Source organism: Xanthomonas campestris pv. phormiicola, from assembly GCA_025666215.1.
Lineage (GTDB): Bacteria > Pseudomonadota > Gammaproteobacteria > Xanthomonadales > Xanthomonadaceae > Xanthomonas_A > Xanthomonas_A campestris_A.
Genome location: CP102593.1, coordinates 2,635,333 through 2,649,033 on the forward strand (window position 1 = coordinate 2,635,333; position 13,701 = coordinate 2,649,033).

The 13,701-nt window shown below is 64.3% G+C and carries 12 protein-coding genes; 2 read left to right on the top strand and 10 right to left on the bottom strand.

From position 1 onward, the window contains the following. Window position 1: 1 nt before the first annotated feature. The 3 genes from NRY95_11055 to NRY95_11065 all read right to left on the bottom strand — a co-directional run bounded on the left by NRY95_11055 (window position 2) and on the right by NRY95_11065 (window position 1,520). Complete coding sequence (locus tag NRY95_11055; GenBank protein ID UYC18446.1) at window positions 2-619, bottom strand: hypothetical protein; 618 nt, start codon at window positions 617-619, stop codon at window positions 2-4. 8 nt (window positions 620-627) lie between these two features. After that, the gene (locus tag NRY95_11060) at window positions 628-1,020 is read right to left on the bottom strand and encodes a hypothetical protein (protein ID UYC18447.1); all 393 of its coding nucleotides are present in this window, start codon (window positions 1,018-1,020) and stop codon (window positions 628-630) included. Window positions 1,021-1,103: 83 nt separating this feature from the next. Then, window positions 1,104-1,520 (bottom strand): hypothetical protein, encoded by a 417-nt coding sequence (locus tag NRY95_11065; protein ID UYC18448.1) that lies wholly within the window; start codon window positions 1,518-1,520, stop codon window positions 1,104-1,106. Between the two features lie 1,014 nt (window positions 1,521-2,534). Here NRY95_11065 and NRY95_11070 point away from each other — a divergent pair. Further along, a complete protein-coding gene (locus tag NRY95_11070) occupies window positions 2,535-4,118 on the top strand; it encodes an MBL fold metallo-hydrolase (protein ID UYC18449.1) in 1,584 nt (527 codons plus the stop codon). 50 nt (window positions 4,119-4,168) lie between these two features. Continuing rightward, complete coding sequence (locus NRY95_11075; protein ID UYC18450.1) at window positions 4,169-5,731, top strand: MBL fold metallo-hydrolase; 1,563 nt, start codon at window positions 4,169-4,171, stop codon at window positions 5,729-5,731. Window positions 5,732-5,834: 103 nt separating this feature from the next. On the opposite strand, the gene NRY95_11080 is transcribed toward NRY95_11075, so the two are convergent. The 7 genes from NRY95_11080 to NRY95_11110 form a co-directional block, all read right to left on the bottom strand. Then, the gene (locus tag NRY95_11080; GenBank protein UYC18451.1) at window positions 5,835-6,053 is read right to left on the bottom strand and encodes an MbtH family NRPS accessory protein; all 219 of its coding nucleotides are present in this window, start codon (window positions 6,051-6,053) and stop codon (window positions 5,835-5,837) included. Window positions 6,054-6,152: 99 nt separating this feature from the next. Beyond that, a complete protein-coding gene (locus NRY95_11085) occupies window positions 6,153-7,868 on the bottom strand; it encodes a cyclic peptide export ABC transporter (protein UYC18452.1) in 1,716 nt (571 codons plus the stop codon). A 76-nt stretch (window positions 7,869-7,944) separates the two neighbouring features. Next, on the bottom strand, window positions 7,945-8,742 hold the full coding sequence (locus tag NRY95_11090) for an enoyl-CoA hydratase-related protein (protein UYC18453.1): 798 nt from the start codon (window positions 8,740-8,742) through the stop codon (window positions 7,945-7,947). Next, window positions 8,739-10,085 (bottom strand): PLP-dependent aminotransferase family protein, encoded by a 1,347-nt coding sequence (locus NRY95_11095; GenBank protein ID UYC18454.1) that lies wholly within the window; start codon window positions 10,083-10,085, stop codon window positions 8,739-8,741. Before NRY95_11095 ends, NRY95_11090 begins: the two co-directional genes overlap by 4 nt. Then, entirely contained in the window at window positions 10,082-11,149 is a 1,068-nt protein-coding gene (locus NRY95_11100) for an enoyl-CoA hydratase/isomerase family protein (GenBank protein ID UYC18455.1), read from the bottom strand. Before NRY95_11100 ends, NRY95_11095 begins: the two co-directional genes overlap by 4 nt. Window positions 11,150-11,355: 206 nt before the next feature. After that, entirely contained in the window at window positions 11,356-12,099 is a 744-nt protein-coding gene (locus NRY95_11105) for an enoyl-CoA hydratase (protein ID UYC18456.1), read from the bottom strand. A gap of 38 nt (window positions 12,100-12,137) precedes the next feature. After that, a complete protein-coding gene (locus NRY95_11110; protein ID UYC18457.1) occupies window positions 12,138-13,232 on the bottom strand; it encodes a type III polyketide synthase in 1,095 nt (364 codons plus the stop codon). Between the last annotated feature and the right edge of the window lie 469 nt (window positions 13,233-13,701).

Here is a 13,701-nt window from a genome sequence, read left to right on the forward strand (position 1 = left end):
GTCAACCCAGCTCGATCGCGAACGAACTCAAGCCGATCACCGTGCTGCGGTCCTGCGCCGATTGCAGGGTGACGCTGGCATCGGGCGGCAAGTCGACCCTGCCGCGGACGCTGGACTGTTCGGTGCGCAGATAGAGCGATATCCTCACTTCCTGCATGTCCTTGTATGTCTGCACATACACCTCGCGGGCATTGACCAGGAAGTTGCTCAGGTACAGGAGCGGATCCACCCGGCTCGACAGACACACCCCGACCAGCCGTTCGCCCCCGCCGCCTTCGCTCCAGATCGCCTCCTGATCGCCTTGTAGCGTCAAGAATGCCTTGCTGTTGGCGCGAAGCCTGGCGAATGTCAATGTCACCGGCTTGAACATCTGCGTCTGGCGAAAGCACCGCTGATTGCGATCATGCGCCGTGTTGGCCATCAGATGCGAGTCGAGCAGCTGTTTGGTCGCGTTCGACAACACTTCCCGCTCAGCGGCGATCGCCTGGACCACCGCTTCGTCGCTGCGCGCGGTACGGTTGGGCGCGATCGCCGGCACCGCGGGCTTGGAAAGCCCCGAAGGCGAGGCGACAGGCGCGCCTTTGGAAGCGCCTTTGTCCTTTCCGGGCGCAGTTTCCATGGGTTTACCTAATGATTGGGAAGAGGGATGCTGAAGTCGCCCACAGCGATGTGGCCGGACGCCTGGTAGTCGATGAACTGGTATTGCGCTGTCAACAAGACCCCGGTGGACGGGAAGTTGCCGGTCAAGCTCGAGGCTCCCGAGCTGATCGCAACAGGTACGATAATCTTGATGGACTGGGGATCATCGGAAGTATTCTGCGTCGCCCGCACCGAGATCGAGGTCTGCCCCACCTCCAGCGATGCCAAGGGCGGGGTGGGGATTTGCGACTGCACTTGTTGGATCTGGATCAACTGATCCGGCAGCAGGGAAATCGCACTGTTGCCAGTGATATTCAGCAGCACGGACAACGTGTCGTTATCGTTCACTGTCGAAAAAGTGAACGCAATCGTATATTTCATCGCAATTTCCTGTTTTTCCAACAGGCCGGTCGGACGTGAATATCAAACGTCCGGCCGGATCGTCTCCCCGCCGCTGGTTACGATTACTGCGGATCCCAGTAAAACGGCGTGTAGGTCGCATTGACCACCTGCGGTTGCGCGCTTTCGATCGCCGCCAGAATCTGCACGCCCTGATCGGAGCGCGAACGCAGCGAAAATATCTGGATGCTCGGTGATGCTGTCAGATACAGGGTCACGGTGAAAGCCAGTGCGCCGCCGCCGCCACTGCCGCTGTTGGTGGTCTGGACCTGAACCTGCTGCGGATTGATTTCGAGCGACGTCAAAGGCAGCGCCGCCCCGCCCACCATCGAGACATAGATGCCACCGGAACTCTCGTAGTCCGGCCCGGTACTCCAACCGACTGGCACGTTCTGCTTCTGCAGCTCGATCCAGATCGTCTCGCCCGGCTGGGCGTTGCTCACCTGCAGCTGCACCTTCCTGAAGACGTTATCGCTAGCCATGCTGAAGAATCCTTATAGGTAGTAAGTTTTCTATCAAAAAACCCCGGGCAAGACTCCACCGTCACTCAATAAAGAGCCAGAAATCTCATTGGGTGAGTGGCTTTGCGATGCTGCAGGCAGACAGTAGCCCTAATTTCGAATATTTTTGTAGACAGTTATCCACTTTTATTTCGAACGCCTGTTGTGCTGTGAGTTGTCTACAAAACATGCCAGCACTGCCACTTTTGAAAATTTTTCATCTTGGTTCGAGGCTGCGCGGTGCGAGCTCTAGAGTTGGCAACGCGGCTCGCCGCCGTGCGTGCTGATGGATAGGATCGGCGAATGGCCACTCTTGGCCGAAGGCGGATACCCGAGTGGCGGAGATTAGGATATTTGCGGGGTGATCAGGGTCATCTAAATAGATAGGGGGATTTATCGTGAGTACGTCAACTGCAGGGGTAGGGCGCCAGTCCGGGAGTAATTCAATTTGACCCAGCATGTGCGTGCTACGGAAGATCGGGCACATGCGGAAGTAGATCGGGCGCGCCAGGACACTAAGGAGGTCCAATAGCAACTGACGAGCGTCCGAAAAGAAGCTGCAATGGCCAAGCGGCTGCATGATGATGCGCTTGAGCTCGCGAATGGCCTCTCAGCTCCGCCAGGAACTCACTGTCCAGCAAGCGCGTGCCGACGCGTTGGAGGCACAGCTGGTCAAATTGAACGATCTCCCTGCGGCGCTGGAAGCGGCTTGGCACCAACATGTTGGGCACCGCCAGCCCAAGCCTCATAAAGAAACTGACAGCGGGCATGGTGCTGACGCTGTTGCAAGGGTTGCCGGTTGGGACGGCCCTTGATTTCGCATAATGTATATTATGTTAATTCTCGGGGCGGTACTACGCTTGGCCGCTGTCTCTTTTAGATCCGCCCCGCGTTGGCGCGCTGCGGCAAGTCGCCGCCACGATCAAGCAAGCGTCAGTCCCACCTGGGTCACAGACTGCGATTCATCACAGCTATGTGCTGCATGGTCGCAACCTGATGACTTCCACCCGCTTCCGCCTCTCCGAACACGTCCGCCTGCTTCCGCGTATCAATGGCTGGTTCGCGCATCCGTATCTGATTTCGCCGCTCACCTTCGGGTTGTATACCGAGCACTCGCACTTGGCGATTATGGAGTCGTTCCTGGAGGATCCGCAACAGCATCGTGCAGCACTGCGCGAGCCTGACATGCGTGGCGGCCCCTTCATCGACCATACCGGCGATGTGGCCGATATCCGCAAGCTTCGCGACCATACCCTGCAACGTTGCGCGACCCAGCTGCGCTACGCCGAGGCGATCGCCGCGCTCTACCAATTGCTGCACAGCGAAGCCAAGGGCGCCGGCCTGGCCGGTTTGTACGGCAAGATCGATCCGCTGATCCGCGACAAGCTGGAGATATTCTACGATGTCAGCAAGCAGCCTGGCGTGCGCTTCATGGAACGCCAGTTCTACGCCAGCAAAGCCTACGATCCCGGTCTGCAGACCGCGGTGCTGGAACCGGTCAGCGAACAGGAACGCGCGTTCGCACTCAGCACGCCGCAGTTGCCTTCGGCAGCCGGTTCGCTGGAGTTGAGCGTGCCCTTCGCCGATCCGTTCTGGGACCAGCTATGCGGTGGCATGTCTGATGCTGATGCCCTCGTCGATCTGATCCTGCGCAACGCGCCGACCGGTACCACGCGCGCAGAGGCCCTCGCCCTGCTGACCGATGCGCCATTGGCCGAACACGTGGCGCCGCAAGGCGTGCGCGTGCGTTACTTCGGGCATGCCTGCGTGCTGATCGAAGGCGCAGGGGTCAGCATCCTGATCGATCCGCTTATCAGCTATCCGGGCGAATGCGCCATCGACCATTTCACCTTCGACGATCTGCCGGCCAAGATCGATTACCTGCTGATCACCCATCCGCACCAGGATCACGTGGTGATGGAAGCGCTGCTGCGGATCCGTCATCGCGTCGGCACCGTCGTGGTGGGACGCGCCGGTGGCGGCGACTTGCAGGATATTTCGCTGAAACTGTGCCTGGAGCAATGCGGCTTCGCCAATGTGGTGGAACTGGCCGACTATGAGGAACTGCGTTTCCAGCAGGGAAGAATCGTCGGCGCGCCGTTCTACGGCGAACATGCCGACCTGGATATCCGCGCCAAACTGGTGCATGCGGTGGAGCTTGACGGCAAGGTGTGCGTGCTGTTCGCAGATTCGCGTCCGCCGATGGCGGAGTTCTATGCGCAGCTGAAGGCGATGTTCCCGAAGATCGATTGCATGTTCCTGGGCATGGAATGCGTCGGTGCGCCGGCGACATGGCTATACGGCCCGTTGCTGCAGAAAATGCTGACCCGGGGCGAGGACCAGTCGCGCCGCCTGGACGGCTGCGACTGCGCGCTGGCCAGTGCGTTGCAGGACTTCTTCCTGCCCGAAAGGCTCTACGTCTATGCCATGGGCGCCGAGCCCTGGGTCACGCACATCACCAGCATTCTCTATTCCGAAGATCTGCCGCAGTTCCGCGAGGCGCGCCAGTTGGAAGCGGCCGCGCGCGCGAAAGGACGCCACGCCGAACTGCTGTTCGGCCGCTGCGAGATCACGCTCTAACCCAGGCACAGCTCATGTCCGATACGCGAGGTTACCTGCGCACCAATGCCGTGGCGCGCCCGCTGCTGAATCACTGGGTCCTGTGGGACATGCTGATCCCGCCGGTGCAGTCGGCGCTAGTGGTGGCAAAACAGCAGCTACCGATCCTGGAATCCTATCTGCGCGCACCCGAACAGCATGCCCAGGCGGCGCGCGACCCGGCACTGATGGGCGGCCCATGGATCAACTATCCGACCGCAAAGACCGCCGAGATCGCCCGTTTGCTCGAACGCACACGGGCTGTGCAAGGCGATACGCTGGCGTTGGCCGCAGCGTTGCAGGCACTGGAGGACATGCTGCGCCAGCAGGCGACCGGGCAGTCGCTGGAACCACTGTACGCACAGGTCCCTGGCGAATTGGCGGGCCTGGTCGAACTGGTCTACGACCTCAACGATCATCCCGGTCTGCGCTTGCTTGAGGGCCTGTTGTATCGCAGCCGTTTCTACCGGCGCGACCTGCAACAGTTCGCCTTTGGCCTGGTCGAACGCGACTGGCTGCCTTACGAGCGCAGCACGCCGGTACTGGAATCGCCCGAGACGCCGGTACTGACCCTGCCCTGGGACGACAGGCGGCTGGATGCGTTGTTCTGTGCCGAGCGCGTGCCGGTTGTGATCGAGGAATTGGGCGAGCGGCTCGGGATCGCCGCGGCACAGCGTGCAGGATTTGCGACCTTGTTCGACATCGCACCGCCGGCGCAGCGTCATCGTCCCCCCGCTGCGGGGGTGCGGATCCGCTATCTCGGACATGCCTGCCTGCTGATCGAATCGGATCAGATCAGCATCCTCACCGATCCGTTCGTCGCCTACGACTATCCGACCGAACTGCCCCGCTACACCCTGGCCGACCTGCCCGAGCGCATCGACCATGTGTTGATCACCCATGGCCACAGCGACCATATCCGTCCTGAGATCTTGCTGCGGCTACGCAACCGGATCGGTACCGTGGTCGTGCCGCATAGCGCCGGGCGGCGCCTGCAGGACCCGTCGCTGAAACTGATGCTGCACGCACTTGGTTTCGAGCGTGTCGTCGAGTTGCACGAGTTCGAACGCATTGCGCTGGCCGATGGGGCGATTACCGCGTTGCCCTTCCTCGGCGAACATAGCGATCTGGATATCCAGGGCAAGGCCGGCTATCACGTGCGCATCAAGGGATGCAGCGTGGCCTGCCTGGCCGATTCCTGTAACCTGGATCCCAGTCTGTACCGGCATGTCGCCGCCGAACTGGGCGCCATCGACGCGCTGTTCCTGGGCATGGAATGCGAGGGATCGCCGCTGAGCTGGGGCTATGGGCATCTATTGACCCGGCGTATCGATCCAAAGCTGGACCGCAGCCGGCGCGATCGCGGCTCGCATGCGGACGAGGCGATCGCGTTGATCGAAAGCTGGCCGGCGCGCCGTGCCTATGTATATGCGATGGGCCAAGAGCCCTGGTTGAATCATGTGCTGGCCATCAACCAGTCCGGCGAGCACCTGGGCTTGCGCGAGGCCGATCGGTTCCTTGCCCATTGCCGCGCGCGCGGCATCGATGGCGAGCGTCTGTTCGCGATGAAGGAACTGGCCCTGCCCGCGGTCTGAGCCTGGACATGCGGGGCCTGCGTTCTTTCGCCTTCCTGCCTGGCATTCCTTCCTTCCCGCCCCACCCTCCCGACGACCGTCAGGAGGGTGGGCAACGCGGCGCTCAGTGCCCCGCCGCGGCCATGGCGTCGCGCAGGCTCTTCGGACGCATGTCGGTCCAGTGTTCGTTGACATAGTCCAGGCAGGCCTGCTTCGGGTTCGGGCCGAAGACCACCGTCCAGCCATTCGGCACGTCGGCGTAATCCGGCCACAACGCGTACTGCTCTTCGTGGTTGATGACCACAACGTAGATCTGGTCTTGCTCGTCGTCTTGGATTGACATCTGTGCGTCCTCCGGTGGGGATGAGTGGCGGCGTGTTGCACGCATCGTGCGATGCGCGGGGCGCCGGCCGCAGGTTCGACGCGCCTGTGGTGCTTTCGGTCAGGTCCCCGGCAGCATGCCGGAGGCCTGCAGTTCTTCCCGCGACTGCCCGCGCATGTCGATATGGCACTGCGCTTTATGCGTTGGCTCGGGCTCGACCAGATGCCCGTAGTCCAGCGTCAGCACACGGTCGGCCAGATGCCGGTAACCCTGGTCGTGGGTCACCAGTACCAGCGTCTTGCCGCGCGCGCGCAACTCGGGCAGCAACGCGGTGTAGAACCGCTCCCGAAACGCCTGGTCCTGGTCGGCAGTGAGCTCGTCGAAAATCAGGATCTGGCGGTCGTCCAGGCAGGCTTGCACCAGGGCCAGGCGTTTGCGCTGCCCCTGCGACAGATCCACGCTGGCGAACACGCCCTCGGTCTGGTCGAAGCCGACCTTCGCGGCCAGGTCCACCCGCTCCAGCCAGGCATGCACCTGCGCCGGATCGGCCTGCGCGGCGTCGGCCCCGATCACATGCTCGAACAGCATGAAGTCGAAGAACACCGCACTGAACATCGCCCGGTAACTGGCCAGCGGCAGACTGGTGCCGAGCACCTGTCCGTCGACAAGAATGCGTCCCTCGCTGGGGCGCAGCAGGCCGCTGAGCAGCAGCAGCAGGGTCGATTTTCCACTGCCGTTGCCGCCGGTGACGAACACCGTTTCGCCTCGCCGCAGCGTCAGGTCCACCGGGCCGAACTGAAAGTGATCGCCATTGTCGCCGGCATAGCGATAGACCACCTGTTCCAGGCACAGCGTGGTCCACGTCGGCGCCACGCCGGGCGGTGCGGCTGCGGCCGCGGCGCCCGGCGGCGCGGATGGCGCATCGTCGAGTCCTACTTCACGCAGGTGGCGCACGCTCGCCGATGCGCTGCTGACCTGGGCGCCGAGATCGAACAGCGCATTGAGCGGGCCGCTGATGAACAGTCCGGTGATGACGAACTGCAGAATCGTGGCCGAGGGCAGTTCGAACAGGTAGCGCCCGGCCAGGATCGCAGCCAGTACCCAGCCATAGCCGATCAGTTCGGCGCAGGCATCGCTGATGCCCCAATGCATGCTGGTGTCGAACTGGGTGCGGCGCGCGCGCTCGATCGCTGGCCGCAACTGCGCCTGGGCGAAGTGTCCGGCCCGCGCTGGCGACAGGGTCAGTTCCTTCTTGCCCTCCACCAGCGTACGCAGCAGTGCGTTGAGTGTTTCTTCCGCCCTGCGCATGCGGTCGTAGGCCGGACCGGTGAAGCGCCGGGTGACGTAGAACAGCGCGCCCGACAGGGCGATGAAAGGCACGACCACGGCGAACAACGGCAGCGACACCCAGGCCAGGTACGATAGCCCCCCCAACGACAGCAGGCTGTTGGTCAACAGCACCGGTCCCATCTGTATCATCTGCGCCAGGCGTCCGACATCGCCGATCAGCGCGCCGAACACGGCATGCTTACGGTGCATCAACCGTTCCAGCGGCAGCTCGAGAAAGCGCGCCGACAATTCTGCCCGCAGGTCCGCCATCAGCCCGCTGCCGACGCGCGCCGCCAGGCGTGCCGACAGCAGGCGCACGAGAAGCGCGGCCACCAGCAGCAAGGCGCCGCGCAACAGCGCAGCGCGCACATCGGCCTGCAGCGCGTTGGTCGCCGTTGCGTTGAGATAGTCCAGCAGCAGCATCGAGGTGCCTGCACTAGCCGCCGACAGCAGCGACATGCCGGCCAACATACGGGCGTGCCGCCGCAGATAGCGCTGGATCAGCATGGCATCGCTGCCTCTACCGTGGCGGAGGCTGCTCGGTCGGCGAGCGCGCGGCAGCTCGCCGCCGGCGTTGCCACGCTCATCGACCGCACCAGCGCGGCGTGCGCTTTTCCACGAACGCCAGCGGTCCTTCGCGGCTATCCTGGCTGTGCCGCCGTCGTTCCTCCCAGGGATAACGGGTGGCGAAGGCATCGGCCAACGGCAAGCATGCCGACATGGCCGCCGCCTGCTTGATCGCACGCAGCGACAACGGCGCGCACGCGAGCAGGTCGGACAGCCAGCGGGCCACGCATGTATCCAGCTGCGCGGCTGGTACCACTTCGTTGACCAGGCCCAGGGTCAGCGCTCGCGCCGCGCCGATGCGCCGGCCGCTCAGCAGATAGCCCATGGCAGTGCGGTACGGCAATTGGCGGGTCAGGCGGAATACGCCGCCGGCACCGGGTATCAGGCCCAGCCGCGCCTCGGGTAGTGCGAACTCGGCGGTGTCGGAGGCGACGATGATGTCGCAGGCCAAAGCCAGTTCGAACCCGCCGCCCAACGCCAGACCGTTGACCCTGGCGATCACCGGCTTGCATAGCTCGAAGCGCTCTGTCAGGCGCGGCCATCCCGCCGCACCCTGGCTGCCGAACGACGACGACGGCGCGCCGTCGGCAAGCCGCGCGGCCAGCTCCTTCAGGTCCTGACCGACCGAGAATGCGCGCTCGCCGCTGCCGCTGAGCACGGCGACCCACAGCGTGTCGTCGCTCTCGAAGCTGTCCCATGCCTCGGCAAGCGCGGCATGGCTGGCGAGATCGAGCGCGTTGAGCGCCGCCGGGCGGTTCAAGGTGATGCGGGCGACATGGCCGTCGCGTTCGAACAGCACCGGCATGTCGTTCATCCGAGCACCCGCGGGTCGCACAGGAAGCGGCGCAGGCGTCCGACCCCGTCGTCGATCTGCGCATCGGTGAGATAGCTGCAGGACAGGCGCAAGCTGTGCCTGCCGCCGCCATCCAGGTAGAACATGCGCATCGGTGTCCACAGCACGCCGTAGTCGCGGGCGGACAGCTCCAGCAACGCCGCATCCACCGGTACGCCGAGTTGCATGCAGACGAAAAAGCCGCCCTTGGGCCGGTTCCAGCGCAAGCCCGGATGCGCGGCGGCCAGATCGCCGAGTTCGCGCTGTAGCGCAGCCAGCAGGCAGGCGAGCTTGCCCTGGTAGAAAGCCCTGCGGCCCGCGCCCAGCGCAGCGAGCGAACCGCCACTGCCCAACAGCATGCCGGCGGCGATCGCCTGGCAGACCGGCGAGGTATTCACCGTCACCATGCTCTTCAGCGCGGCCAGGGCATCGGCCAGCACCCGCGGCGGCCGATCGGCCACGCGCTGATCGGCGATCACGAAGCCCACGCGTATTCCTGGCAAGGCGATCTTGGCGAAGGTGCCCAGATGGATCACTCTGCCCGTGCGATCCATCGCCTTCAGCGACGGCACGCCATGCTCGTGCGGGACGGTGAACCCATAGGTGCTGTCCTCCAGCAGCCAGAAATCGTGCGCGTTGGCCGCATCGAGCAAGGCCTGGCGTTGACCGCGATCGAGCAGACTGCCGGAGGGATTGGAGATATCCGGAGCCACGTACAGGGCACGCACGCGGCGTCCCTGCGCGCGCAGCTCGACGCAGGCGCGCTGCAATCGATCCAGATCGACGCGGCCATCGCTCTCGTCGATGCCAAGCAGTGCGATGTCTAGCGCACGTGCCGCGCCCAGCGCGCCGACGAAGCACGGCTGCACCACCGCCAAAACGTCGCCAGGCGCGGCGAACAGCGCCCGCAGCACCAGAAACATCGCCTCCTGGAAGCCTACTGTGACCACGATGCTCGACGGCGCGATGTCCAGGTCCTGATCCTGGCGCAGCGCCTGCGCCAGCAGCGTATTGATGATGCCGCGGCTGGAGCCGTACTGGAACAGGCGGCGCCGCACCTGCGGCTCGCTCAGGCCCTCGGTGCGTACCAGGTACGCGAGGTAGGTCTGCAGGTGTGCGCTCAGGTCCAGCGGTTCCAGCAACGTCGGCGCCGGTGCGCCGGGCGCGAACGAAATGGCGTCCGGATAGCGGTCGATCACCTCGTTGAGGAAATCGATCGCACCCAGCACCGGTTCGCCGAGGCTGGGATGCAATTCGCACGGGTCCAGCATCGCCAGCGCCTGCGGCTGCAGGCCGGCCGACGCGCCACTGGCCTGGACGCTCATGCGGCCCACCGCCGCCGCAGGCGCACAAGCACGTCGTCGGCATAGATGCGGCTGGACTGCACCAGGACGAATTCGGTCATGTAACGACGAAAATCCTCCGGCGATTCTTCCGCTATGCACAGCATGCGCCGGTTGGGCGCCACCGCTTCGCTGCGCATCTGGTCTACCGCCCGGGCGATCGCCGCATCCATGCCGTCGGCGTCGACGACTTCGTCGGCCAGGCCGGCGGCATCGGGCTCCTCGGCGTGGATGACGCGTCCACGCAGGATCATGTCGCGGCTGACTCGATGGCCGACACGCGCACCCAGGCGCAGATTGGCCGACCCCGGGACGATGCCCTCTTTGGCGGCAGGCAGCACGAAATAGGCCTGGCGCTCGGCCACCACATGGTCGAACACCAGCAGCAACTGCAGGCCGCCACCAATGGCGAAGGCGTCCACCGCAGCGACCCAGGGTTTCTCGATGCCGTGCTCGCGCACATCGGCGCCCGGCCAGCACAGACCGCGTCGGATCTTGTTGAGATAGGTAAACTCGCGACGCAGCAAGAAGTCCACGAAGGAAATCTTTCCCTGGTGCAGATGCTGCAGGTTGATGCCCGAACAGAACACCCGCCGGCCGCGGTATTTGGGATGCTGCATCGGGCCGCCACGCACCACGCCGACCATGACCTGCTCGTCGAGCAAGGCCAGATCGACGGCCACTTCCATCGCCTCGACCAAGGCGTTGTCCTCGGCGTTGAGGCCGGTCTGGTTGGTGACCGTCAACCAGGCGGCGCCATCGCGCCGCTGCACATGGATCGGCCCGATCTGCAGCTGCGCTTCGCGGCGGAAGTGCGGCAGCAGCTCGAGCGCGCGCGCGGTCGGCCGCAGCTGACTCTCGATGAGATGGCGGCCGCACTCGGGTTGACGCAGCAGACCCCACAGGACGATGCCCTGTTCGATCTCCCAGCCATCCTTTTCCGACTGGATACAGGCGCTTTCGCGCGCCCATTGCGCCTGGCTCGGCAACAAGCCCGGCACGAGACTGGCGGCGGCGTGCAAGACCTCGTCCAGGCGCAGCGCCAAGGTCTGGTCGTGGGTCAGCGTCGCATACAGCCAGTCGCCATGACGCCGCATGAAATCCATGCGCACGGCCCGGCAGCGCGCATGCACCGCGGCGGCGTGCTGGGCCTGCGTCTGGTCGCGCCGCGCGCGTGGCGGCAAGGCGGCGAGCGCATGCTCGGCCCAGGTCGCCAATGCCTGCAGTTGCGCCAGGTCGTCCGCCAGCGGCTTCATGCCGAAATCATCTGCGCCGGAACATCGTGCCCGCACTCGGCAGACGCATGCTGCAAGGCGCGCGTCTGGCGGCGGCGCAGTTCCACGTCGCAGGCGGCCAGATGCTGGCCCACGGCCTGTTCGTAGGAATGGGCGGTGCCTTCGAGCAGCAACAGCCGCCGACTTGGCAGCACCTGCACGTCGACCCCGGCCAGCGTCGCCAGCCATGCGGCGATTGCGCCCTGGCCATCGTCGCTGACCTGGTCGACCACACCCAACTGCGCCATGCGAGTGCAGCACAGTTGCGTTTCGAACAGGAACACCGCGCGCGCCGCGCCAACACCCAGGCGGGTGCTCATGCGCCGCATCGCCATGCTCGGCCATGCGGTTTCGCCGCTGTGCACGCAGATGCTGGCCGTGGGCGCGGCGATGCGCTGGTCCACCGCCAGCAGCAGGTCCAGCATGCCGGCCGAGCAGGCGTTCTCGATCCAGGCCAGCGACAGACCCTCCAGGCGTTCGAAGCGGCGCATCGCCTTTTCCCAGCGGCCCACCAGGTCCAGGCTCACCGCTCCAGGCCAGGGCGCCGTCGCAGGCAGCTTGGCCGTCCCACGCAGGTGCAGGATCAGGATCGCCGGAGTCGCGGCGTCTTCGACCTCATCGCAGGCACCGGTGAGCCGTTGAATCTGTTCGTCGTTCAGCGCGCTGGAGGCATCGATCTCCAGATGCACGAGATGCAATGGGGGGCTTGATGGAGCGCTCATGAGAAATCCGCAGGGTCGATATCGGAATCAGGCGTGGCTTACCAGCGCAGCAGCGCGGTTTCGATCGACGAGCCGGGCCCCATCGTCATCATCACGCCCCAGTCGCCAGGGCGCACCTGTCCCTCGTCGAGCAGACGTGCGTAAGAGAACAGGAACGAACCGCTGGACATGTTGCCGTGTTCGCGCAGCACGTCGATGGTGTGGCGCATGTCGTGGTTGGTCAGCATCAGGTTGGCCGAGATCGCGTCGATGACCTTGCGTCCGCCCGAGTGCACCAGCCAATGGGCGATATCGCGACGGCGCAGGCCGGTCCCCTCGAGCAGACGGCCGACCACAGTCGGCGCGTTGGCCCCGACCACGTATGGCACATCCTTGTGCAGACGGAAATGGAACTTGCCATGCGCCTGATCCCAGACGAAGCGCATTGCATCCAGCGCCTCGGGAATCACCTGACTGGCGAATTTGCACACGCGCGGCCCGCCGCAGCCATCTGCGCTATCGGCGATCACCGCCAGCGCCGCGGCACCGTCGCCGAACAAGCTGTTGACCACCGCCGTCTCGATCCCTTCGTCGTCGACGTAGGCCGCCGAACACACCTCGATGCACAACAAAATCGCGAGTTTTCCGGCATTGGCACTGGTCCAGTTGACTACCGCGTTGAAACCGTTCAAGCCTGCGTTGCAGCCCATGCCGACCACATCCAGGCGCACGCAGTCCTGACGCAATCCCAGACGTTTTATCAGCAACGAGCTGAAGCCTGGGGTCAGCAACCCGGTAGTGGTGACGCAGCACAGATACTGCACCTGATCCAGTTGCGCACCGACCGATTGCAGACAGCGCGTCAATGCATGTTCGCCGATCTCCAGGCCGATCTCGCGGTGCTTGTGGAGCAATTCCGCCTGCGTTTCGCGCGGTGCCGCTCCGGTGTCGTCGCACTGCGGCAGCACCAGGCTGCGCGAATCGATGCCATTCCTCAGAAACACCAGGCGCCGACGCTGATCTTGGATGTCGAAGCGGTCCAGCACGTCCGGCTGCGAGTAGCGGCTGCCAGGCGTAGCGGTACCGACGCCACGAATGCGCGGCGCGTTAGATGGCGGGGCGTGCGTCGATGCAATATTCGCATTGAAATTCATGCGTATCCAGGTTCCAGCGTTGCCCAGGATGGATCGCCAAACGATTGGGGCGACAGCGATGCAGACATCGTGGTCGAGGCCCTGCCGGGGTGCTTGCTCGTGTGCGCCGATGAGTTGCCTGTCAGCGTCACTATGGCGCGCACGCGGCATCGGCGCATCGGGCGTCTAGTGCCAGGCTGGCGGCAAAGCGAGGTCATTGCGCGTTTACCGCAGACACGACCTCCAAGGACAAACCGCAGTCACTGCCAGTCAAGCGCGCACTTGCACGAAGGAATAAAAAACCGCTCTACGCCGCAAGTTGGGTCAGGTACGTGCAACGCCCGATGTCGATGATCCTGCTCCGACGCGATCGCCAAGTGCCGCATCTTCCGCTGCGTGCCGCCAGGCGAACGTTCCGGTGCCGTTTTCGCCTGCTCAAGGAGCAAGCCCATCATGGATAAGTCTGCGAAGACCCTTCCTGCCTCATTCG